Here is a 20,880-nt window from a genome sequence, read left to right on the forward strand (position 1 = left end):
AAAAGTTGACGAACGCTCGCCCCCTGCTTCTGGCCAATGCCCTGCTGACCGATCCCGCTGCCCGGACCCAGCAGCATGGCAGTCTGCTGATTCGAGACGGCGTCATCGCCGATACCGGGCCTCATCTCACCGCCGGCGCTGTCGGGCCGGACACGGCCGTCCTCGATTGCGAGGGCCAGGTCGTCGCCCCCGGCCTGATCGACATGCGCGCCGTGACGGGCGAACCCGGCGCCGAACATCGCGAGACGCTCGCCACTGCCTCGCAGGCCGCGGCGGCCGGCGGCGTCACCACCATCGTGTGCACGCCGGAAACCCATCCGCCGATCGACGATCCGGCCGTGGTCGATTTCGTGCTGCGCCGCGCCCGCGACACCGCCATTGTGCATGTCCATGCCATGGCGGCGCTGACCAAGGGCCTCGCCGGCCAGGAGATGACCGAAATCGGCCTGCTCGGCGAAGCCGGCGCCCTCGCCTTCACCGATGGCGCGCGCAGCGTGATGAATGCGCGGGTGATGCGACGGACGCTGACCTATGCGCGTGACTTCGATGCCCTCATCATCCATCACACCCAGGACAGGGATTTGGCCGGCGATGGCGTGATGAACGAGGGCGAGTTCGCCAGCCGCCTCGGCCTGCCCGGCATTCCCGCCGAGGCCGAGGCGATGCTGCTGGAACGCGACATGCGCCTGGTCGCCCTGACCGGCGGGCGCTATCACGCCGCCACTGTCACCTGCCGCGCCTCGATCGAGGTGCTGCGCCGAGCCAGGCAGGACGGACTCGACGTCACCGCCTCCACCTCGATCAACCACGTCACCCTCAACGAGAACGACATCGACGGCTTCCGCACCTTCTGCAAGGTGTCACCGCCGTTGCGTCACGAGGATGACCGCATGGCCCTGGTGCAGGCCATCAAGGACGGGCTGGTCGATGCGGTCGTCTCCGATCACAATCCGCAGGACGTCGAGACCAAGCGCCAGCCCTTCGCGGAAGCGGCTGACGGCGCCATCGGCCTGGAGACCATGCTCTCGGCCGGCCTGCGCCTGGTGCATGACGGCTCGCTCGACCTGATCGGCCTGCTGCGCGCCCTCTCGACCCGCCCCGCCGAGATCCTGCGCCTGCCCGGCGGCACCCTCGCCAAGGGCGCCAGCGCCGACGTCATCGTCTTCGATCCCGACGTGCCCTTCGTGCTCGACGCCGCCAGGCTGCGTTCGCGCTGCAAGAACTCGCCCTTCGACGGCGCTCGCCTCAGCGGCCTGGTCTCGCGGACCTTCGTCGCCGGCAAGCAGGTGTTCGAGCGGGGCTGAGGGCTCGCGTCCGAAATGGGTAGCTCGTCCTTCCCGGCCGTATCCTCGCAAGCTCTGCTTGTGAGCGGCTCAACCGGGGATGACGACCGACTTCTCGCCTCACTCGTCGAAGGCCTGGTCCAGGGCCTGTTTCTGCGCCGTGCTGGGCCCGCCCAGATAGACCGGCTTGTCGCCGTCGCGGACCTCCGCCCAGGCCTGGCGGCCATCGGCCGTAAACAGGAAGACGCTGCCATATTCGGCACAGGTCACGTTGGTCGGGCAGACCATGGCAACGCGGTGAGGCGAACCATCGACGCTCACCTGCTTGGAGCCGAAGGTCATGTAGTCGCCCTTGCGCCTGAGCACATCGGATAGATAGTCGGGAACGGGCGACAATTCCTTCAAAAGGGCACCATAGGCCCCCTTGTAGGGCTGGGTCTTCACCAGCCGGTCCAAGGCAGGAAACTCCTTTTCGACCTGCTCGTTGTAGGTCGGCTGCTGCGCGAGAGCAACGCCGGCGAGACCGAAAAACAAGGCCGAAGCCACGATAAGACGCATCCAAATCTCCTTCAGCCGGCCGATTCCTACAAATGCGGCATGCCCTTGTGTCATACAGCATTGAACCAGCTCGGCTCACCAGGAAAGCCTTAGCGTGCTCCCGGGTCATCGCAATCCGTCGACCCGACAAAGGCTGAGGAAAACTCCTGCCTTGATCTCCCGCTCCCCATAGGGACAAAAATTTTCGTGGCCGGGCCTTGGCGAGTGGCGATAGTGTGCCGCACGAGCCTTTTCCTCCCGAAGCGAGCTGCCGATGTTTGCCGACCTGACCCTGACGACGACGCTGGCGGCGCTGCTGCTCGGCTATCTGCTCGGGTCGATCCCCTTTGGCCTGATCCTCACCCGCCTGGCAGGATTGGGCGACATCCGCGCCATCGGCTCGGGCAATATCGGCACCACCAATGTCCTGCGCACCGGACGCAAGGACCTGGCAGCCGCCACCCTGATTCTCGACGCCCTCAAGGGCACGGCCGCCGTGCTGCTTGCCCGCCATTTCTGGGGGGATGGGGCTGCGGTCTTTGCAGGGCTAGCCGCTTTCGTCGGCCATCTCTTCCCGATCTGGCTGAAATTCAAGGGCGGCAAGGGAGTGGCGACCTATCTCGGCCTCCTCGCCGCCTTTGCCTGGCCTATCGCCATCTTCTTCGCATTGGTCTGGGTCCTGGTGGCCTTCACCACCCGCTATTCTTCCGCCTCCGCCCTGACCGCCAGCCTGCTGAGCCCGATCGGGCTGCTGCTGATGGGCTATCAGCGTGAAGCTTTGCTCTTTACAGTCCTCTCGGTGGCCCTCTGGGTCATGCACCGCGCCAATATCGGCCGTCTTCTCAACGGCACGGAGAGCCGCATCGGAAAGAAGGCGTGACCTCGCCGGGACCTACCCTCTCGGACGAAGAAAAGCTGGATTGGCTGCGCCTGATCCGCTGTGACGGCATTGGCCCCATCAGCTTCAAGGGTCTCCTGGAAAGCCACGGTTCCGCCCGGGCGGTGATCGAGGCTTTGCCCGACATTGCCAGACGCAGCGGTCGAGCCCTCAAGCTGCCGTCCGATGCCAGCCTCCAGCGTGAATTGCAGGCGATGGCCACCCTTGGTGCCCGCTTCGTGGCGCTGGGCGAAGCCGACTACCCGCTCTCCCTGGCTGCCATCGATTCGGCCCCGCCCCTCCTCGCCGCCTGGGGCTCGCTCACCCCCCTGTCCCGGCCGATGGTCGCCATCGTCGGGGCCCGCAATGCCTCCGCGCTGGGGCGTCGATTCGCGGCTGTCATGGCGACCGAACTCGCCAATGCCGGTTTCACCGTGGTCTCAGGCCTGGCGCGAGGGATCGACGAAGCGGCCCATAGCGCCACGATAGCAAACGGCACCGTCGCCGTGGTCGGTGGCGGCCTGGGCAACATCTATCCTCCCCAGCACGCACAGCTCGCAAGAGACATCAGCGCAACCGGCTGCGTCATGTCCGAGATGCCGTTCGGCTGGGTGGCGACGGCACGCGATTTTCCCAAACGCAACCGCATCGTCTCGGGCCTTTCGCTCGGCGTGGTCATCATCGAGGCCGCTGCACGCTCCGGCTCCCTCATCACCGCCCGCCTGGCTTTGGAGCAAGGCCGGGAACTGATGGCAGCCCCGGGTTCCCCGCTCGACCCGCGCAACGAAGGCAGCAACAAATTGCTGCGCGAGGGAGCCATCCTGGTCCGGCATGCCGGCGATGTGCTGGAAGCCCTGACACCGTTGGTCGAACGTCCCGCGCCGCCGCCGCGCCGACCCGTTCAACCTCGCTTCAGTTTCGACGACACCTCACCCGCCTCCCCTTCCACTCCACCAGCCGTCTCGACAGGCGACCCCGACCAGGATCGGCTGATCGCCGCCCTCGGCCCCTCTCCCGTGGCCATGGATGAGTTGGTGCGAGCCTGTGGACTCGATGCCCGACGGGTTCAGCTCGCCTTGCTCGAGCTCGATATGTCGGGACGAATCGAACGGCACGGCAATGGTATGGTGTCGCTGTTGTAAGCCGGTCGGTCGAATTGACTTGAGCCCGGCTTTTGCCCATCTTGCCGCCGCCTTGGTGGTTGCAACACCACCTAATCTGACAAATGCGCCAGTTTGCAATTTTCGGATTTACCCTTATTTGGCAGTTAGCCGACGGCTCCAGGACGCCTATTCGCGCCGAAAAGCCGGACGGCCTGCTCGTTTCCATGCCCTGTTTGGCCGGCCACCGAGGTGAGCTCCTGGCAGGGGAGATTTCGTTTTCCGCGTATTGAACGGCCCGCCCATGCCTGTCGTCATCGTTGAGTCGCCTGCCAAAGCACAGACGATCAACAAATATCTCGGTTCCAACTACCAGGTGATCGCCTCCTATGGTCACGTGCGCGACCTGCCGGCCAAGGATGGTTCGGTGGAGCCCGACGCCGATTTCGCCATGGTGTGGGAGAACGACGCCAAGGCCGGCAAGCGCCTCAGCGACATCGCCAAGGCGGTGAAGGAGAGCGACAAGCTCATTCTGGCAACCGACCCTGATCGCGAGGGCGAGGCGATCTCCTGGCATGTGCTGGAGATCCTGCGCCAGAAGCGCGCCATCAAGGATATCCCGGTCGAACGCGTGACCTTCAACGCCATCACCAAGGACGCTGTCCTGAAGGCGATGAAGGCGCCGCGCGAGATCGACGAAGGCCTGGTCGACGCCTATCTCGCCCGCCGTGCCCTCGACTATCTCGTCGGTTTCCGTCTGTCGCCGGTGCTGTGGCGCAAGCTGCCGGGCGCCCGCTCGGCCGGCCGTGTCCAATCGGTGGCCCTGCGCCTGGTCTGCGACCGGGAACTCGAGATCGAGCGCTTCGTCGCCCGCGAATACTGGTCCCTCGTCGCCACCCTGGCCACGCCGCGCGGCGATCTGTTCGAAGCGCGCCTCGTCGGCGCGGACGGGCAGAAGATCCAACGCCTCGACGTCGGTACCGAAAAGGAAGCTCTCGCCTTCCGTGACGCCCTCGACCGGGGCCGTTACGTCGTCGCCAGCGTCGAGGCCAAGCCTGCCAGGCGCAATCCCTTCCCGCCCTTCACCACGTCGACGCTGCAGCAGGAAGCCAGCCGCAAGCTCGGCCTGTCACCCAACCGCACCATGCAGATCGCCCAGCGTCTCTATGAGGGTGTGAATCTCAATGGTGAGCAGGTCGGCCTGATCACTTATATGCGTACCGACGGTGTCGACATGGCACCGGAAGCCGTCACCGCCGTGCGCAGCATGATCGGCAAGAGCTATGCGCCGGGTTACCTGCCCGAAACGCCGCGCCGTTACATCACCAAGGCCAAGAACGCCCAGGAAGCCCATGAGGCGATCCGGCCGACCGATCCTTTCCGTACGCCCAAGGACGTCACCCGTTTCCTCGACAACGAGCAGGCCCGGCTCTATGAACTGATCTGGAAGCGTACGGTCGCCAGCCAGATGGCGTCGGCGGAACTCGAGCGCACCACGGTCGACATCCTGGTCGAAGCAGGCGGACGCAAGCTCGATCTGCGCGCGACCGGCCAGGTCGTGAAGTTCGACGGCTTCCTGACCCTCTATAATGAAGACCGCGACGACGATGGCGACGAGGAGGACGGCAAGCGCCTGCCCGCCATGGCGTCCGGGGAAACGCTGGAAAAGAAGGCGATCGCCGCCACCCAGCACTTCACCGAGCCGCCGCCGCGCTACAGCGAGGCCACGCTGATCAAGCGCATGGAAGAGCTCGGCATCGGGCGTCCCTCGACCTATGCGGCCACGCTCGCCACTTTGCGCGACCGCGACTACGTCTCGGTCGACAAGAAGCGCCTGAAGGCCGAGGACAAGGGCCGCATCGTCACCGCTTTCCTCGAAAGCTTCTTTGCCCGCTATGTCGAATATGACTTCACCGCGGCCCTGGAGGAGAAGCTCGACCGCATCTCCAACCACGAGCTCGATTGGAAGGAAGTGCTGCGCGACTTCTGGCGCGATTTCTCGTCGGCCATCGACGGCACCAAGGAATTGCGCACAACGCAGGTCATCGACGCCCTCAACGACCTGCTTGCGCCGCATATTTTCCCCGACCGGGGCGACGGTTCTAATCCCCGCCAATGCACGGTGTGCGGCACCGGCACGCTCTCGCTCAAGTTGACCAGGCAAGGGCGGGCGTTCATCGGCTGCTCCAATTATCCGGAATGCCGCTACACCCGCAATTTCTCCGCCGGCGCCGGTCAGAATGGCGAAGCGGATGGCGGTGGCGAAGCCGGAACGCGCAAGCTTGGCACGGATCCCGAGAGCGGCCTCGACGTCACCCTCCGCGATGGGCGTTTCGGTCCCTATGTCCAGCTCGGCGAAGGCGAGAAGCCCAAGCGTTCAAGCCTGCCCCGCGGCATGAGCGCGGCCAATGTCGATCTCGAACGGGCCCTGGCTTTGCTCTCCTTGCCGAAGGAAGTCGCGGTGCATCCCGACAGCGGCAAGCCGATCCTGGTCGGCATCGGCCGCTACGGCCCCTATGTCCAGCATGAGAAGACCTACGCCAATCTCGACAAGGATGACGACGTACTGGCCGTCGGCGCCAACCGGGCCATCGCCCTGATCCTCACCAAGGAAAGCGGAGGTTCAGGCCGCCGTTTCGGCGCCGGTGCGCCGGCGGGCCGTCCCCTCGGCGACTATCCCGGTGGCGGCAGCGTCGAGGTCAAGCCCGGCCGCTATGGCGCCTATGTGACCAATGGCAAGGTCAACGCCACCCTGCCCAAGGGCATGGAAGCCGACGCGGTGACCCTGGAACAGGCCATCGAGCTCATTGCGGCCAAGGGCGGCAAGGCGCCGGCGACCAAGAAGGCAGCGACCGCCAAAAAGGCGCCGGCCAAGAAAGCCACGGCCACCAAGAAAACCGCTGCCAAGAAGGCAACCAAGGCAATCGTCGATTCCGACGAGGTGCCGTTCGATACCGATTGATCACTGGGCCCAGCTGGAACCCTGTTCCCGCCGGGACTTCCTCAGGGCGCTCCAGGCCTCTAGCCTGCTCTTCTCATGCAGGCTGGAGGCAAGTGTTATGGTTCGTCGCGTTGCAGGGCTGATCGGCGCAGCCCTTCTGAACGGCCTGGCCCTTGCAGCCGCCCTCGCCGGTGATGCCGCCACGCCCGACATCATTGGCTTTTCCAAGGACGGTCGCTATTTCGCCTTCGAGGAATACGGCACGCACGATGCCTCGATCCATCCCTACAGCACGATCTCCGTCATCGATCTCGACACGGGCAAATCCGTGCCCGACGCGCCCTTCACCATCGAGCATGACAAGGAAGGCCCCGAAGACGCCGCCCGCACCGAGGCGCGCAAAAAGGTGGAGCCGCTGCTGACCAGGCTCGGAATCGGCGAGAAACCGACCCGACAGGCCGTGTATGAGGGCGCACGGCTCTTCGATCCACCACTCCCCGACCAGGCCTACGCCACCATGGCCGCCGAAGCGACGAATCTCAGCATCGGCGATGCTGTTCCCGGAGGGGACGTCACGGTGGACGTCCTGCCCCGCACGATCACCGATGCGGCTTGCTCGGCTCTCGGACGCGACAAGCTCAAGAGCTTTTCACTGGTGCGCACCTTGCCTGAGAACAACAGGGACAATGAAATCGTCTATGTCGACGAGGCTTCCGGGCAAGAGCGCGGCTGTTCCCAGTCCAATGGACTGAATGCGCTTTTCGTCTACAAGCCGGCCAATGCCAAGCCGCGGCTCGTGGCATTGGTGAGCTATTGGCCTCATAGCTGGGAGGAACCTGACCGACGCCATCTCGCCATCCCCGTTCCCTTGCCGTGATGGAAGCCAGGTCCGCTACCACCGCCCGTGGCGCTTGTTCCAGGCAAACAGCAAGTCCGCGAAGCGGTCATAGGCGAAGCAGGTCAGCGTGTGGATCCCCGGTGCACCGAGCAGGCCGGCGATCCAGGCCTGTCCCGGCGTGCGCCGCCAGATGGCCAGAGCGACGTCGGCGCCGACCAGCAGACGGCCCTCCTCGTCCGTCGCATGCAGGCGTCGCCTGATATCGTCGAGGCTGGCGCCGAAACGCACGAGGGCATCCGGTTCGAGATTGATGTCCAGAAACTCGATGCGTCCGGCCTTGACCGCTTCCACGAGCCGGTTGCGTTGATGCCGGATGCCGGCATCGCAGACCGGGCATCTGGTGTTGTACCAGACCGTGAGGGGACGGGCGCCGCCGGCTTTTACAATCTCACTGGCCATCCCAGCTCTTCAGCGCCTCGATCTTGAGCTTGCGCTGCTCGTCAGCCGAAAGCTCGTAATTGCTCTTGTAGGGCGCGGATTCGAACGAGCCATAGGTCGGATTGGCGATCACGATCCAGTCATGTCCCCAATGGGACGCATTGTCTGCAAAGACCTTGTCGCGCTCTTCCGGCGTTCCCTTATAGGCATCGGTGAAGTCCCCGAGATTATCGCCGACCAGCAGCAGGATGCGATAATCCTTGGCAATCACGGCACGCCTTGTGCCCTTGGCCGACTTCCAGTCCGGCTGCTCCTTGGCGCTGAGGAAGGTGTCGACATTGCCGCCATCGGGGAAGCCGAGCTTGGTCATCAACTGCACTGTCGGTTCTTCCTCCTCCTTTGTGCGGTTGGTGACGTAGAAGACTTTCACCCCCTTCGAGGCCGCATATTGGGTGAATTCAACCGCGCCAGGGATGACGGTATCGACTTGCGCCTTGACATATTTCGTCCAGGTTTCCGGCGTGAACCGTGTCCCCGCCTTGACGTTCCAGGCCTGGTAGTTGGAGGTGTTCAGCAAAGTGTCGTCGACATCGAGGACGATCGCCGGCGGATGATCCTTGAAATCGCCGGTCTGCTCGACGGGCGCGGCCGTCCAGGCGGGGTCGGCCAGGGCCTGGTCGAGCCTGATCTTCGCCAGGGCGAACATGGCCGTCGCATTGGCCTTGGCTTCCACGGCGGTCTGATCCCACAGCACGGCATTGAGATTGTCGTCGGGCTTGGCGCTGTCCTGCGCCTGGGCCGGAGCAGGTATGCCCGAAGCCGCGACAAGCGTCGATGAGAGGTAAAGTCCGATCAGTGCACCACGCATACCGTACTCCCGGTTTGGACCCGCAAAACAGAAACGATATCATCGCTCCCCGGTGGGTCAACGCGGCATGTTCTCGAGGACACGCGGCTAGAATGCTGCAACGCAGCATTTTCGTTGACAAACCAAGCATGGGGACTTATATGGCTCCATGTCCGGTTCGATCGAACCGTCCCTCCGTCCGCCAGTGCCTGTGGATCGCTCGAGGGTTTTGGACAGTCTGTCCCGGCACGTTGAGTTTCCTGCCGTTCCGCGTTTTGCCAAACATGGCTCTGCCGCGCTGTGGGATCCATCCGGATCGCCGCGCAGAGCGCTTCGACAATCTCTTCCTTCGACAGACAGAGCTGCCAATCGCGCAGGACGTTGCGGAAATGCGCGATGTCCACGATTGGCTTCGACAAATACCCCATGCGTTGGTCTATGATGACACCGGATCCACTGCCCGCTTTCCCTGGGCATGCCGGGCCGCCAACGCCAATTCGGAATAATTTCTGTGGTTCGTAAAAACAAACAAGCCGAGGCATTGGAACCCGCCCTGCCCAGCCGCGAAGACATCCTCGCTTTCATCGCCCGGTCGCATGGCCGCGCCGGCAAACGGGAGATCGCCCGTGAATTCGGCCTGGGCGGGGCCGAGAAGATCGCCCTCAAACATCTGCTCAACGAATTTGCCGACGAAGGTGTGGTGCAGCGCAGCCGCAAGGGCTTCAATGCGCCCGGCGCCCTGCCCTCGTCCGTCGTCGCCGACATCACCGGCCGCGATCGCGACGGCGAGCTCGTCGCCACCCCTTCGGACTGGAACGAGGACAATGGCAAGCCGCCACGCATCGTGGTGACCGTTCCCAAGCGCTTCGGCGGGGCTGCCCCCGGTGTTGGCTCCCGGGTTCTGCTGCGCATGGCCGACGGCAGCTCGGATCATCAGCCGACCGGGCGGGTGATCAAGGTGCTGGAGCGGCTGCGCCAGCGTATTCTCGGCGTCTTCCGCCGCCTTCCAAACGGCGAAGGCCAGATCGTTCCGATCGAGAAGCGCAATGCCGGGCGCGAAATGCTCGTGCGTCCTGACGATGCCGCAAAGGCGGAAGATGGCGAACTCGTCGCCATCGAGCCCCTGCGTGGCGCCCGCCATGGCCCGCCCATGGCGCGCATCGTCGAGCGCGTCGGCAAGGTTGGTAGCGAGAAAGCGATCAGCCTGATTGCCATCCATGCCCATGATATTCCCTATGTCTTCCGCAAGGACACGCTGGAGGAGGCGGAGGCGGCCAAGCCGGCGACGATGTCCGGTCGCGAAGACTGGCGGCGCCTGCCGCTGATCACCATCGACCCGGCCGATGCCAAGGATCATGACGACGCCGTCCATGCCGAGCCGGATCCCGATCCGGCCAATCCAGGCGGTCATATCCTGACCGTGGCGATCGCCGATGTCGCCGCCTATGTCAGGCCGGATTCGCCCCTCGATCGTGAAGCCTTGATCCGGGGGAATTCGGTGTATTTCCCCGACCGCGTCGTACCGATGCTGCCGGAACGCATCTCCAACGACCTGTGCTCGCTGCGGGCCAACGAGGACAGGCCGGCGCTGGCCGTGCGCATGATCATCGCCGCTGATGGGCGCAAGCTGCGCCACAGCTTCCATCGCGTGATGATGCGTTCGGCCGCCAAGCTCTCCTACCAGCAGGCCCAGCGCGCCATCAACGGCGATACCGACGAAGTCACGGGCCCGTTGCTCGCTCCTGTGCTCCAGCCCTTGTGGGCCGCCTATGCCTGCCTCCGGACGGAGCGTGACGGCCGCGGGCCGCTTGATCTCGATCTGCCGGAGCGCAAGATCCTCTTGAAGCCCAACGGCATGGTCGACCGGGTCGTCGTTCCCGAGCGCCTCGACGCCCACCGGCTGATCGAGGAGTTCATGATCCTTGCCAATGTGGCGGCCGCCGAGACGCTGGAAGCCAAGAAGACGCCGCTGGTCTACCGCGTGCATGACGAGCCTTCGATGGAGAAGATCATCGCCCTGCGCGAGTTCCTCCACACGCTCGACATCCCGCTCTCCAAGCAGGGAGCGCTCAGGCCGAGCCAGTTCAACACCATCCTGGGAAGAGTCGCAGGCACCGATAACGCTCATCTCGTCAACGACGTGGTGCTGCGCTCGCAGAGCCAGGCCGAATATTCAGCCGACAATATCGGGCATTTCGGCCTGAACCTGCGCCGATATGCGCATTTCACCTCGCCGATCCGCCGCTATTCGGACCTGATCGTGCATCGCGCCCTGATCCGGGCCCTGCATCTGGGCGATGACGGCCTGCCGACGGAAATGACGCCTGCCATGCTGAGCGAGATCGCCGGCAGGATCTCGGCCTGCGAGCGACGCGCCATGACGGCCGAGCGCGAGACCATCGACCGCCTGATCGCCCATTTCCTTGCCGACCATGTCGGCGAGATCTTCCAGGGACGTGTCTCCGGGGTGATCAAGTCGGGCCTGTTCGTCAAGCTCGCCGAAACCGGCGCCGACGGCTTCGTGCCCGCCGCGACGATCGGTCACGACTATTATCGCTTCGAAGAGAACGCGCATCAGCTTATCGGTGCAGCCACGGGTGAATCCTTCCAGCTTGGCGACACGGTGTCGGTGAAGCTGGTGGAGGCAGCGCCCTTTGCCGGTGCGCTACGCTTCGAGATCGTCTCGGATGGCCAGCGGCGCCGCGCGCCCGGCCGAAAGGTCGGCGTGGTCAAGCGGCCGCGGATCACCGATCGCAAGGGCAATGCGGCCAAACGCAAGGCCAAGGCGCTCAAAGGCAAGCGCGCCGGGAAGGGAAGTCGGCGATGAACGAATATCGGCCCGAGCAGCGCGATGCGGCCCTCGCCATGCGGCGGGGCGCCTTCGGGCGTTGCCCCAATTGCGGCAAGGGCAAGATCTTCACCTCCTATCTCAAGGTCGCTCCTCGCTGCAGTGTCTGCGGGGAGGATCTGTCGCATCACCGTGCCGACGACGCTCCGCCCTATTTCACCATGCTGATCGTCGGCCACATCGTGGTTGCAGGCATCCTCACCTGCGTGATCGAGACGGAGATGCCGCTCTGGTCGCTCGGCGTGATCTTCGGTACGCTGACCATCGTGCTGTCGCTGGTCCTGCTGCCGATGATCAAGGGCGCCATCATCGGGCTGCAATGGGCGAATCGCATGCATGGTTTTTCCGGCAAGCCGGATCCCGATACGCTTTCTCCGTACTGAGCCATTTCCTTCTTGCTGAACCGATGTCCGAAATCCCGTCCTCGCCCTCCAAACCCCGTCCCGTCCACCCCCGCGATGCCGCTTCGCTGATCCTGCTCGATCGCACCGGCAAGACGCCGCGCGTCCTGATGGGAAGGCGGCATGCCGGTCATGCCTTCATGCCCGGCGTGATGGTGTTTCCCGGCGGGCGCGTCGAACCGGCCGATCGCAGCATGAGCGCCTATGGCACGCTGGCCGCCCATACCGAACGCGGCTTGCTCACGCGTGTCGTCAGCCCTTCCCCGGCCAAGGCCAGGGCACTGGCCCTGTGCGCGATCCGGGAAACCTTCGAGGAAACCGGCATCCTGCTCGGCGAAAAAGGGCTCGGTGCTCCCGCCACCAGCAGCGAGCACTGGCGCGCCTTTGCCGAACACGAGGTGTTCCCCTCGCCCGAAAGCCTGCATTTCGTCGCCCGCGCCATCACGCCGCCGGCGATGAAGCGCCGATTCGACACGCGCTTCTTCGTGGCCGATGCGAACTCCATCGCGCACCGGACCGAAGGCGTCGTGGGGCCCGACTCGGAGCTGATCGAGACGAAATGGCTCTCCTTCGACGAAGCCCGGGCGGAAGATCTGGTCTGGATCACCCGCACCATTCTCGAGGAAGTCGCCAAGAGACTGGAAATCGGCCTGGAGAAGGATGTCCCCGTGCCCTTCTATCGTGAGCAACGGGGGGTGCGGAGCCGGGAGGAGATCTAGGAGAGGCACGAATGGCCATCATGGCCGCACAATTCCAGCCGGCATGCGCTTCTTTTGGTTGACTTCGGCTCTTCCATGAGTAGTGTGCGCCAAGATTCAAAAGGGCCGCGCCATTGCGCGGCTTTGCTGCCTTAGCCGATACGGTCCGGTAGCAATATTCGGAGCATCACCATGGCCAAGGCCGCCACCATCAAGATCAAGCTGCTTTCGACGGCAGACACGGGCTACTTCTATGTCACCAAGAAGAACACCCGTACCAAGACCGAAAAGCTCGCAATGAAGAAGTACGACCCCGTCGCGCGCAAGCACGTCGAGTTCAAGGAAACCAAGATCAAGTAAGATCGGTTTCCGGATCGGAATCAAGGGCGCCTTCGGGGCGCCCTTTGTTTTTGCAAGGTTCGTGGGAGGCTACAGATGTCGATATCCGGCGAAACTCGCGGGCCCTCGCGCGGTTTGCAGTTCTTCATCCTCGCCTGCACCCTCCTGGTCGTCGGCTTCGGTTCCGGCGCCGCCACGGTCAGCCTCTCGGCCATCCTTCAGGAATTCGCGCTCTCCTACGCGCTCATAGGCGCCGTCACCTCCGGCGTTTTCCTGTTCCTCATCGTATTCCTCGCACTGGGCGGACGCCTGCGGGCGGTGGTCGGTGACAAACCCTTCTTGTTGACCGCAACGTCCGTCTTCGTGATTGGCGAAACGCTGGGGGGACTTGCTCCCGATTTTTCCGTCTGGACCATCGGCCGCCTGCTTCAGGGAGCCGCGACCGGCAGCCTTCTTTCCGTCAGCCTTGCTTTTGCGGCCGACAATGCGCGACGCCAGTGGCGGAGCGATGCCATAAGCATCTTGCTCGCCCTCTATTTCCTCGGCGCCGCCGTGGGTCCCGGCGTGGCAGGCTATGTCACGGCGTTCTATAGCTGGCGCGACATTGCCTTCGCTTCGGCAGCTCTCGGCGTGATCGTGCTCATCCTGCAGGCTGCGTTCGTCACCACGCCCAGGCGGGCGGAAATCGAGACCGTTTTTGACTGAGCCGCATCCTGCCGCTACGCCGCCTTGCGGACATGGTCTTCCGCTGCTTCGCGGATGGCCGCGATATTGCCGGCATAATTTGCAGCCCCGCCCCGGAACACGGCCGATCCCGCCACGAGGGTATCGGCGCCGGCCGCGGCTACCAGGGCTGCCGTCTCGGGGTTGACGCCGCCATCGACCTCGAGACGGATCGGCCTGGTCCCGATCATCGCCCGGATGCGCCGGATCTTGTCGAGCTGCGAGGTGATGAAGGCCTGCCCTCCAAAACCCGGATTGACCGTCATCACCAGGATGAGGTCGAGACGGTCGAGCACATAATCCAGCACGCTTTCCGGCGTCGCCGGGCAGATCGTCGCCCCCGCCTTGCAGCCCAGCGAGCGGATCGCCTGCAGCGAGCGATCGAGATGAGGGCCGGATTCGGCATGCACGGTGATGATGTCGGCACCAGCCTTGGCAAAGGCTTCCAGATAGGGATCGGCCGGCTTGATCATCAGATGCACGTCGAAGGGCTTCTTCGTGTAGGGCCTGACGGCCTTGATGACATCGGGCCCGAAGGTGATGTTGGGCACGAAATGCCCGTCCATCACATCGCAATGGATCCAGTCCGCCCCGCTCTCGTCGATAGCCTTGATCTCCTCGCCCAGCCGCGCGAAATCGGCCGAGAGGATGGAGGGCGCGATCACGATCGGTTCTGCCATGATGATCTTCCTTTCCCTTGCAATCTTGGTCAGGCGCCTCCGCCATCGGGCTGTGCGCCCTTGGCGAAGACGCGGCTCGCCAGAACATCGGCCGCTTCGATGGTCATGATGTCGTCCGCGGTCAGCCTGCGGTCGAGGTCGTCGACAAGCCGGCTCGCCTGGCGCAGGCGGATGCGGTCGAGGGCATTGCGGATGGAGCGCGCATTGGAGAACAAGGGCTGGGTCTTGCGCAACTCGATGTAGCGGATGAACGCCGCCCGCGCCTGCGCATCGAAGCGGTAATTGCGCTCCTGCAGCATCAGCTCGGCAATCGACAGCAGTTCGCCTTCCTCATAATCGGGAAAATCGATGTGATGGGCGACCCGCGAGCGGAAGCCGGGATTGCTGGCGAAGAATTTCTGCATCCGATCTTCGTAACCGGCCAGGATCACCACCAGATCGTCGCGCTGCGTCTCCATCACCTGCAGCAGGATCTCGATGGATTCCTGGCCGTAGTCGCGCTCATTCTCGGGGCGGTAGAGGTAATAGGCCTCATCGATGAACAGCACGCCGCCCATCGCCTTCTTGAGGATCTCCTTGGTCTTCGGTGCGGTGTGACCGATATACTGGCCGACGAGATCGTCCCGCGTCACCGAAACCAGATGTCCACGCCGCACGAAGCCGAGGCGATGCAGGATGTCGGCCATGCGCAGGGCTACCGTGGTCTTGCCGGTACCGGGATTGCCGGTGAAGGACATGTGCAGGGTCGGCGGATCATTCGCCAGGCCGATCTTCTGCCGGATGCGCTCGATCATGAGAAGCGAAGCGATCTCGCGGATGCGCGTCTTCACCGGCTTGAGGCCGACCAGTTCGCGATCGAGCTGGGCGAAGACATCGGCAATGCCGACCGCCTCGAACTCCTGCCTGAGATCGATGGCCTGCGCCACCGGCGTTCCGGCTTGGCCGGCCTCTTTCGCGCTGTTTGCATCAAGCATGGTGCTTCTCCCGAAAGGCTCCGCCGCCCGGCCGGCGGCGGAGCAAGTTGTCCAGTTGGTCGCCAGGGACGGGAGGCACTGCCGTCACCAACCGGACCAAAGCGTTTTGCGATGGGGCGGAATCACGCAGAATCGCAAAGACGCGTCGAAAACAGGAGCTCGAGCGAACAAGCGTTCAGCCATGAAAGCGCTTTGCTCGAGGACATGTTAGCCGTAGCGCTGGCCTTCCGGCCGGTCCGCGGCATAGCTGTGGGTGGTGTAGCGGATGTTGCGTCCGACGCTTTCCTGACGTTCGAGGCGGAAGCCGGGCTCGTCCTTCGGGCGATTGACGATGAAGGAGATACGCACCGACTCCCAGCCATGCGTGGAATCGAAGCCCGAGATGCGGATATAACGATCGCCATAGACGCGCCGGCATTCGGCCAGTTCCATCATCACGCCCGCCGCATCGCGCAAGTCGAACATCGGCAGGCCCCACATCTCCCAATAGGTGTTGCGGGGATGGGGATCGTCGGTGAACTCGATGTTCACCGCCCAACCCTGCTCCAGGCAATATTGCACTTGCCGGCCGATCTGCTCGTCGGTGAGATCGGGCAGGAAGGAAAAACACCCTTGTGTGATACGCATCGTCTTTCTCCCTTCAGGCGGTGACGGCGACGGTGGGCACGAAGTCCGGCGTGTCGGTGGATTCGTAGTTGAAGGTGACGTCCTTCCACACCTCGAGCGCCTGCTTGAGCGGGGTACAGCTATTGGCCGCCCTGGCCAGGATTTCCGGGCCCTCATGCAGGTAGTCGCGCCCTTCGTTGCGGGCGAGGATCATTGCTTCCAGCGCCACGCGGTTGGCCGTGGCGCCGGCGGCGATCCCCTGAGGGTGGCCGATGGTGCCGCCGCCGAATTGCAGCACCACGTCTTCGCCGAGCAGGTGCAGAAGCTGGTGCATCTGACCGGCATGGATGCCGCCGGACGCCACCGGCATCAGCTTGTTGAGGCTGGCCCAATGCTGATCGAAGAAGACACCATGTTCGAGGTTGGTCGGATTGAAGTCCTCGCGGCAGATATCGTAATAGCCGCGCGTGGTATTCGGGTCGCCTTCGAGCTTGCCGACCACGGTGCCGGCATGGATGTGGTCGACACCGGCGAGCCGCATCCATTTGGCGATGACGCGGAACGACACACCATGGCTCTTCTGGCGTGTATAGGTGCTGTGGCCGGCCCGGTGCAGATGCAGGATCATGTCGTTGCGGCGCGCCCAGGCCGCCATCGACTGGATCGCGGTATAGCCGATCACCAGGTCGATCATCACGATGTTGGAGCCGATCTCCCGGGCGAAATCGGCCCGCTCATACATCTGCTCCATCGTGCCGGCGGTGACGTTGAGATAGGTCCCCTTGATCTCGCCGGACGCAGCCTGTGCCTTGTTCACGGCCTCCATGCAATAGAGGAAGCGCTCGCGCCAATGCATGAAGGGCTGCGAGTTGATGTTCTCGTCATCCTTGGTGAAATCGAGCCCCCCCTTCAGCGCCTCGTAGACGACGCGTCCATAGTTGCGGCCCGACAGGCCGAGCTTGGGCTTGACGGTGGCCCCGAGCAGCGGCCGGCCGAACTTGTCGAGCCGCTCGCGCTCGACCACGATGCCGGTCGCCGGTCCCTGGAAGGTCTTCACATAGGCCACGGGGAAGCGCATGTCCTCCAGGCGCAGCGCCTTCAAGGGCTTGAAGCCGAAGACATTGCCGATGATCGAGGCCGAGAGATTGGCGATCGAACCCGGCTCGAACAAATCGAGGTCGTAGGCGATATAGGCGAAGTACTGGCCGGGCGCGTTCGGCACCGGATCGACCCTGTAGCACTTGGCCCGGTATTTTTCCGCTGCCGTCAGCCGGTCCGTCCACACCACCGTCCAGGTGGCGGTGGAGGATTCACCTGCCACGGCCGCCGAGGCCTCGATGGGATCGACACCGTCCTGGGGGGTTACCCGAAACAGTGCGATGACGTCCGTGTCCTTGGGTTCGTAGTCAGGCTCCCAATAGCCCATCTTCTTGTATTCCATCGTGCCGGACCGGTAGCGATCCTTGCCGCGGACGGTTTGCGTATTCACATTCATCTCGTCCTCCTTGATTGGATGGATTGCGCCAGTTCCTGGTCTCGACGCGTCCTTGCGAGCTTGATGAGCCCTTGCATCGCAAAGCGCCTCAGGCCGCGGCCGCCAGGCCTTCAACTTTCGGTTCCAGGCTGCCGGCGCGATAGCGCCGGGCCATTTCGGGCAGCGGAACGACCTTGATCCGCGAGGCGTGTCCCGCCGTGCCAAACGCCTCGAAACGTTCGCGGCAGAGGGTTTTCAGCCCTTCCATGGCAGGCTTGAGGAATTTGCGTGGATCGAACTCGCTGCGGTTCTCGCTGGCGACCTTGCGGAAGGCTGCGGTCATGGCGAGCCGGCAATCGGTATCGATATTGACCTTGCGCACGCCATGCCGAATGCCCCGGACGATCTCCTCGACCGGCACGCCCCAGGTCTGCGGCATCTCCCCGCCAAAGGCGTTGAACATGTCCTGCAACTCCTGCGGCACCGAGGAGGAACCGTGCATGACCAGATGCACACCGGGCATGCGACGATGGATTTCCTCGATCACATGCATGGCCAGGATGTCGCCATCGGGCTTGCGGCTGAATTTGTAGGCACCATGCGAGGTACCCATCGCGATAGCCAGGGCATCGACCCTGGTGGCCCGCACGAAATCCACCGCCTGATCGGGATCGGTGAGCAACTGGTCGTGGCTGACTTCGCCGATGACGCCGTGGCCATCCTCCTGCTCACCTCCGCCCTGCTCGAGCGAACCGAGCACACCGAGTTCCCCCTCGACGGAAGCACCGACCCAATGGGCGAGATCGACGACACGGCGGGTGATCGCGACATTGTAGTCGTAACTTGCCGGTGTCTTGGCGTCGGCCTCGAGCGAGCCATCCATCATCACGGAGGTGAAACCGTAGCGCAGCGCCGTCGCGCAGGTCGCCTCCTCATTGCCGTGGTCGAGATGCAGGCAAAGGGGAATCTGCGGATACATCTCCTCCAGGGCCTCGACCATCTTCGCCAGCATGATGTCGTTGGCATAGGAGCGCGCACCTCGAGAGGCCTGCAGGATCACGGGCGCATCGACGGCTGCCGCAGCCTCCATGATGCCCAGGGCCTGCTCCATATTGTTGATGTTGAAGGCTGGCACGCCATAGCCATGCTCGGCGGCGTCATCCAGCAATTGCCTGAGGGTGATACGGGCCATGCTGCCCTCCGTTTCAAATGCGACTTTTGAAATTTACAGACTGACAAACTATTCGGCTGGCTTGGATACGAGCCGGCGCGCGACCTCTGTGATGACGGTGGCGGTGATGCCGAACTCCCGGTAGAGGTCGCCGGCCGGCGCCGAGGCGCCGAAGCCTGTCATGCCGATGAAGACGCCGTCCGCCCCGAGCAGGCGCGGCCAATCACCTTCGACCGCCGCCTCCACGCCGATGCGCGGAGCCGTTCCCAAGACCGCCTGGCGATAGATCGGCCCCTGCCGTCGGAAGAGCTCGAAGCAGGGTGCCGACACCACGGCGGCTCGAATGCCCTCCTTCGCCAGGAGTTCGGCCGCCTCCACGGCGATCGAAACCTCCGAGCCCGTGGCGATCAAGGTAACGTCACGCACCCCTGGCGGCTCGACCAGGACATAGGCGCCGAGCGCGACCCCATTCACGCCGCAGTCGGAACGCAGCGTCGGCAGCGCCTGGCGCGACAGGCAGAGCACGGAAGGCTGCCTTTCGGCCGTCAACGCGCACTCCCAGGCCTCGGCGGTCTCGACGGCATCTGCCGGCCGGAACACCAGAAGGTTGGGAATGGCCCGCAGCGCCGCCAGATGCTCCACGGGCTGGTGGGTCGGGCCGTCCTCGCCGAGACCGATGGAATCATGCGTCATCACGTGGATCACGCGCAGCCCCATCAGGGCCGCCAGCCGGATCGCCGGTCGCGAATAGTCGGCAAAGGCCAGGAAGGTACCGCCAAAGGGGATGAAGCCGCCATGCAGGGCGATGCCGTTCATCGCCGCGGCCATGCCGAACTCGCGCACGCCGTAATGGATGTAGCCGCCGGAGAAATCCTCGGCCTGGACCGGTTGCAATCCCTTTGCCTGGGTGAGGTTGGAATGGGTGAGGTCGGCTGAGCCTCCCAGGAGATTGGGCTGAGCGGCAACGATCGCATTGATGACCTGCTGGGAAGCCTGCCGCGTGGCGATCGTCGGGCATTCGCTGGCAAAGCGCTGACGGATATCGGCCAAGGCACGCTTCAGTTCAGCACCCACTTTGCCTTTGAGGGCTTCGTCGAACTGCCGCCTCTCGGCCTCGCCGACATCGTGCAGCCTCTGCTGCCAGGCTTCGTGCTCAGCCTTGCCGCGGGCACCCACGGCCAGCCAGGCCTCGCGGATCTCGGACGGAACCTCGAAGGGCTCGTATGGCCAGCCGAGGGCCTCGCGCGCCGCCTGGTTCTCCTCGGCACCGAGCGGCGCACCATGCACCTTTTCGGTGCCCTGCCGGTTGGGCGCACCGAAGCCGATGATGGTCCGGCAGGCGATGAGCGAGGGCCGTTCCGTCGCCCGTTCCTCAGCGATCGCCTTGGCCACGGCCTCGCGGTCATGGCCGTCGACCCGGCGCGCCGACCAGCCGGAAGCCGCAAAGCGCGCGAGTTGGTCGTCCGAGCAGGAGAGCGAGGTGGCCCCGTCGATCGAGATCTCGTTGTCGTCGAACAGCACGATCAGCTTGCCGAGCTTGAGATGGCCGGCCAGCGAAATCGCCTCGTGACTGATCCCTTCCATCAGGCAGCCATCGCCGGCGATGACATAGGTATGGTGGTCGACGAGATCGTCTCCGAAGCGGGCGTTGGCGAGGCGCTCGGCCAAGGCCATGCCGACGGCCGTCGCCAATCCCTGCCCGAGCGGGCCCGTCGTGGTCTCCACGCCTTGCGTGTGGCCATATTCGGGATGTCCCGGCGTCCTGGAGCCCCATTGCCGGAAGGACTTCAGCTCCTCCAGCGTGAGTTCGGGGTAGCCGGTGAGATGCAGGAGGCCATAGAGCAACATCGAGCCATGTCCAGCCGAGAGCACGAAGCGGTCCCGATCCGGCCAGGCCGCGTCCGACGGATCGAACTTCAGGAAGCGGGAGAACAGCACGGTGGCGACGTCGGCCATGCCCATGGGCATGCCGGGATGGCCGGACTTGGCCTTCTCCACGGCATCAATGGCCAGGAAGCGCAGGGCATTGGCCATGTCGCGATGCGGCACCGAGGTCTCGAAAGTGGCTGATGGCGTCGAGATATTCACGGGCATGTCCTCCCATT

General features: G+C 64.1%; 19 protein-coding genes. 10 read left to right on the forward strand and 9 right to left on the reverse strand.

What is annotated here, in order from left to right:
• Window positions 1-5 precede the first annotated feature (5 nt).
• The gene (locus ABXS05_RS02730; RefSeq protein ID WP_367622821.1) at window positions 6-1,304 is read left to right on the forward strand and encodes a dihydroorotase; all 1,299 of its coding nucleotides are present in this window, start codon (window positions 6-8) and stop codon (window positions 1,302-1,304) included.
• Window positions 1,305-1,403: 99 nt separating this feature from the next.
• Here ABXS05_RS02730 and ABXS05_RS02735 read toward each other — a convergent pair whose 3' ends face one another.
• A complete protein-coding gene (locus ABXS05_RS02735; RefSeq protein WP_367622822.1) occupies window positions 1,404-1,841 on the reverse strand; it encodes a hypothetical protein in 438 nt (145 codons plus the stop codon).
• A 253-nt stretch (window positions 1,842-2,094) separates the two neighbouring features.
• On the opposite strand from ABXS05_RS02735, the gene plsY reads away from it, so the two are divergent.
• The 4 genes from plsY to ABXS05_RS02755 all read left to right on the forward strand — a co-directional run bounded on the left by plsY (window position 2,095) and on the right by ABXS05_RS02755 (window position 7,615).
• The gene (gene plsY / locus ABXS05_RS02740) at window positions 2,095-2,700 is read left to right on the forward strand and encodes a glycerol-3-phosphate 1-O-acyltransferase PlsY (RefSeq protein ID WP_311934820.1); all 606 of its coding nucleotides are present in this window, start codon (window positions 2,095-2,097) and stop codon (window positions 2,698-2,700) included.
• Window positions 2,697-3,839, forward strand: a complete 1,143-nt coding sequence (dprA, locus tag ABXS05_RS02745; RefSeq protein WP_311934821.1) for a DNA-processing protein DprA — start codon at window positions 2,697-2,699, stop codon at window positions 3,837-3,839. Before plsY ends, dprA begins: the two co-directional genes overlap by 4 nt.
• A gap of 262 nt (window positions 3,840-4,101) precedes the next feature.
• The gene (topA, locus tag ABXS05_RS02750) at window positions 4,102-6,759 is read left to right on the forward strand and encodes a type I DNA topoisomerase (protein WP_367622823.1); all 2,658 of its coding nucleotides are present in this window, start codon (window positions 4,102-4,104) and stop codon (window positions 6,757-6,759) included.
• Between the two features lie 97 nt (window positions 6,760-6,856).
• Window positions 6,857-7,615 (forward strand): DUF2259 domain-containing protein, encoded by a 759-nt coding sequence (locus ABXS05_RS02755; RefSeq protein ID WP_311934823.1) that lies wholly within the window; start codon window positions 6,857-6,859, stop codon window positions 7,613-7,615.
• A 15-nt stretch (window positions 7,616-7,630) separates the two neighbouring features.
• Here the strand turns inward: ABXS05_RS02755 and ABXS05_RS02760 are convergent, their stop codons facing one another.
• Both ABXS05_RS02760 and ABXS05_RS02765 read right to left on the reverse strand, forming a co-directional pair.
• The gene (locus ABXS05_RS02760; protein ID WP_311934824.1) at window positions 7,631-8,035 is read right to left on the reverse strand and encodes a thiol-disulfide oxidoreductase DCC family protein; all 405 of its coding nucleotides are present in this window, start codon (window positions 8,033-8,035) and stop codon (window positions 7,631-7,633) included.
• Window positions 8,025-8,882 (reverse strand): 5'-nucleotidase, lipoprotein e(P4) family, encoded by an 858-nt coding sequence (locus ABXS05_RS02765; RefSeq protein ID WP_311934825.1) that lies wholly within the window; start codon window positions 8,880-8,882, stop codon window positions 8,025-8,027. The genes ABXS05_RS02760 and ABXS05_RS02765 overlap by 11 nt, the downstream gene beginning before the upstream one ends.
• Window positions 8,883-9,372: 490 nt before the next feature.
• Between ABXS05_RS02765 and rnr the strand changes: the two genes are divergently transcribed.
• The 5 genes from rnr to ABXS05_RS02790 all read left to right on the forward strand — a co-directional run bounded on the left by rnr (window position 9,373) and on the right by ABXS05_RS02790 (window position 13,852).
• Complete coding sequence (gene rnr, locus ABXS05_RS02770) at window positions 9,373-11,688, forward strand: ribonuclease R (protein ID WP_311934826.1); 2,316 nt, start codon at window positions 9,373-9,375, stop codon at window positions 11,686-11,688.
• Window positions 11,685-12,092, forward strand: a complete 408-nt coding sequence (locus ABXS05_RS02775; RefSeq protein ID WP_311934827.1) for a DUF983 domain-containing protein — start codon at window positions 11,685-11,687, stop codon at window positions 12,090-12,092. The genes rnr and ABXS05_RS02775 overlap by 4 nt, the downstream gene beginning before the upstream one ends.
• Window positions 12,093-12,115: 23 nt before the next feature.
• Complete coding sequence (locus tag ABXS05_RS02780) at window positions 12,116-12,829, forward strand: NUDIX hydrolase (protein ID WP_311934828.1); 714 nt, start codon at window positions 12,116-12,118, stop codon at window positions 12,827-12,829.
• A gap of 171 nt (window positions 12,830-13,000) precedes the next feature.
• Window positions 13,001-13,168 (forward strand): 50S ribosomal protein L33, encoded by a 168-nt coding sequence (rpmG, locus tag ABXS05_RS02785; protein ID WP_068297055.1) that lies wholly within the window; start codon window positions 13,001-13,003, stop codon window positions 13,166-13,168.
• Between the two features lie 75 nt (window positions 13,169-13,243).
• Window positions 13,244-13,852, forward strand: a complete 609-nt coding sequence (locus ABXS05_RS02790) for an MFS transporter (protein ID WP_367622824.1) — start codon at window positions 13,244-13,246, stop codon at window positions 13,850-13,852.
• A 14-nt stretch (window positions 13,853-13,866) separates the two neighbouring features.
• Here the strand turns inward: ABXS05_RS02790 and rpe are convergent, their stop codons facing one another.
• From rpe to tkt, 6 genes are all read right to left on the reverse strand, one after another.
• Complete coding sequence (gene rpe / locus ABXS05_RS02795; protein WP_311934830.1) at window positions 13,867-14,550, reverse strand: ribulose-phosphate 3-epimerase; 684 nt, start codon at window positions 14,548-14,550, stop codon at window positions 13,867-13,869.
• Window positions 14,551-14,579: 29 nt separating this feature from the next.
• On the reverse strand, window positions 14,580-15,524 hold the full coding sequence (gene cbbX / locus ABXS05_RS02800) for a CbbX protein (RefSeq protein ID WP_367622825.1): 945 nt from the start codon (window positions 15,522-15,524) through the stop codon (window positions 14,580-14,582).
• Window positions 15,525-15,731: 207 nt separating this feature from the next.
• Window positions 15,732-16,151 (reverse strand): ribulose bisphosphate carboxylase small subunit, encoded by a 420-nt coding sequence (locus ABXS05_RS02805; protein WP_367622826.1) that lies wholly within the window; start codon window positions 16,149-16,151, stop codon window positions 15,732-15,734.
• A 13-nt stretch (window positions 16,152-16,164) separates the two neighbouring features.
• Window positions 16,165-17,625 (reverse strand): form I ribulose bisphosphate carboxylase large subunit, encoded by a 1,461-nt coding sequence (locus ABXS05_RS02810; protein WP_311934833.1) that lies wholly within the window; start codon window positions 17,623-17,625, stop codon window positions 16,165-16,167.
• An 88-nt stretch (window positions 17,626-17,713) separates the two neighbouring features.
• Window positions 17,714-18,796 carry a class II fructose-bisphosphate aldolase gene (gene fba / locus ABXS05_RS02815; protein ID WP_311934834.1) on the reverse strand — a complete coding sequence of 361 codons (1,083 nt, stop codon included), beginning with the start codon at window positions 18,794-18,796 and terminating at the stop codon, window positions 17,714-17,716.
• A gap of 48 nt (window positions 18,797-18,844) precedes the next feature.
• Entirely contained in the window at window positions 18,845-20,869 is a 2,025-nt protein-coding gene (gene tkt, locus ABXS05_RS02820) for a transketolase (protein ID WP_367622827.1), read from the reverse strand.
• Window positions 20,870-20,880 lie beyond the last annotated feature (11 nt).

Source organism: Labrys neptuniae (genome assembly GCF_040797145.1).
Classification (GTDB): Bacteria; Pseudomonadota; Alphaproteobacteria; order Rhizobiales; family Labraceae; genus Labrys; species Labrys neptuniae.

Bases quoted from the DNA above. Each gene is read 5' to 3' on its own strand.
- ABXS05_RS02765 (WP_311934825.1), bottom strand. From the start codon at position 8,882: ATGCGTGGTGCACTGATCGGACTTTACCTCTCATCGACGCTTGTCGCG.
- ABXS05_RS02760 (WP_311934824.1), bottom strand. From the start codon at position 8,035: ATGGCCAGTGAGATTGTAAAAGCCGGCGGCGCCCGTCCCCTCACGGTC.
- topA (WP_367622823.1), top strand. From the start codon at position 4,102: ATGCCTGTCGTCATCGTTGAGTCGCCTGCCAAAGCACAGACGATCAAC.
- tkt (WP_367622827.1), bottom strand. From the start codon at position 20,869: ATGCCCGTGAATATCTCGACGCCATCAGCCACTTTCGAGACCTCGGTG.
- ABXS05_RS02790 (WP_367622824.1), top strand. From the start codon at position 13,244: ATGTCGATATCCGGCGAAACTCGCGGGCCCTCGCGCGGTTTGCAGTTC.
- ABXS05_RS02775 (WP_311934827.1), top strand. From the start codon at position 11,685: ATGAACGAATATCGGCCCGAGCAGCGCGATGCGGCCCTCGCCATGCGG.
- rpe (WP_311934830.1), bottom strand. From the start codon at position 14,550: ATGGCAGAACCGATCGTGATCGCGCCCTCCATCCTCTCGGCCGATTTC.
- cbbX (WP_367622825.1), bottom strand. From the start codon at position 15,524: ATGCTTGATGCAAACAGCGCGAAAGAGGCCGGCCAAGCCGGAACGCCG.
- ABXS05_RS02805 (WP_367622826.1), bottom strand. From the start codon at position 16,151: ATGCGTATCACACAAGGGTGTTTTTCCTTCCTGCCCGATCTCACCGAC.
- fba (WP_311934834.1), bottom strand. From the start codon at position 18,796: ATGGCCCGTATCACCCTCAGGCAATTGCTGGATGACGCCGCCGAGCAT.
- ABXS05_RS02755 (WP_311934823.1), top strand. From the start codon at position 6,857: ATGGTTCGTCGCGTTGCAGGGCTGATCGGCGCAGCCCTTCTGAACGGC.
- rpmG (WP_068297055.1), top strand. From the start codon at position 13,001: ATGGCCAAGGCCGCCACCATCAAGATCAAGCTGCTTTCGACGGCAGAC.
- ABXS05_RS02735 (WP_367622822.1), bottom strand. From the start codon at position 1,841: ATGCGTCTTATCGTGGCTTCGGCCTTGTTTTTCGGTCTCGCCGGCGTT.
- ABXS05_RS02780 (WP_311934828.1), top strand. From the start codon at position 12,116: ATGTCCGAAATCCCGTCCTCGCCCTCCAAACCCCGTCCCGTCCACCCC.
- plsY (WP_311934820.1), top strand. From the start codon at position 2,095: ATGTTTGCCGACCTGACCCTGACGACGACGCTGGCGGCGCTGCTGCTC.
- ABXS05_RS02810 (WP_311934833.1), bottom strand. From the start codon at position 17,625: ATGAATGTGAATACGCAAACCGTCCGCGGCAAGGATCGCTACCGGTCC.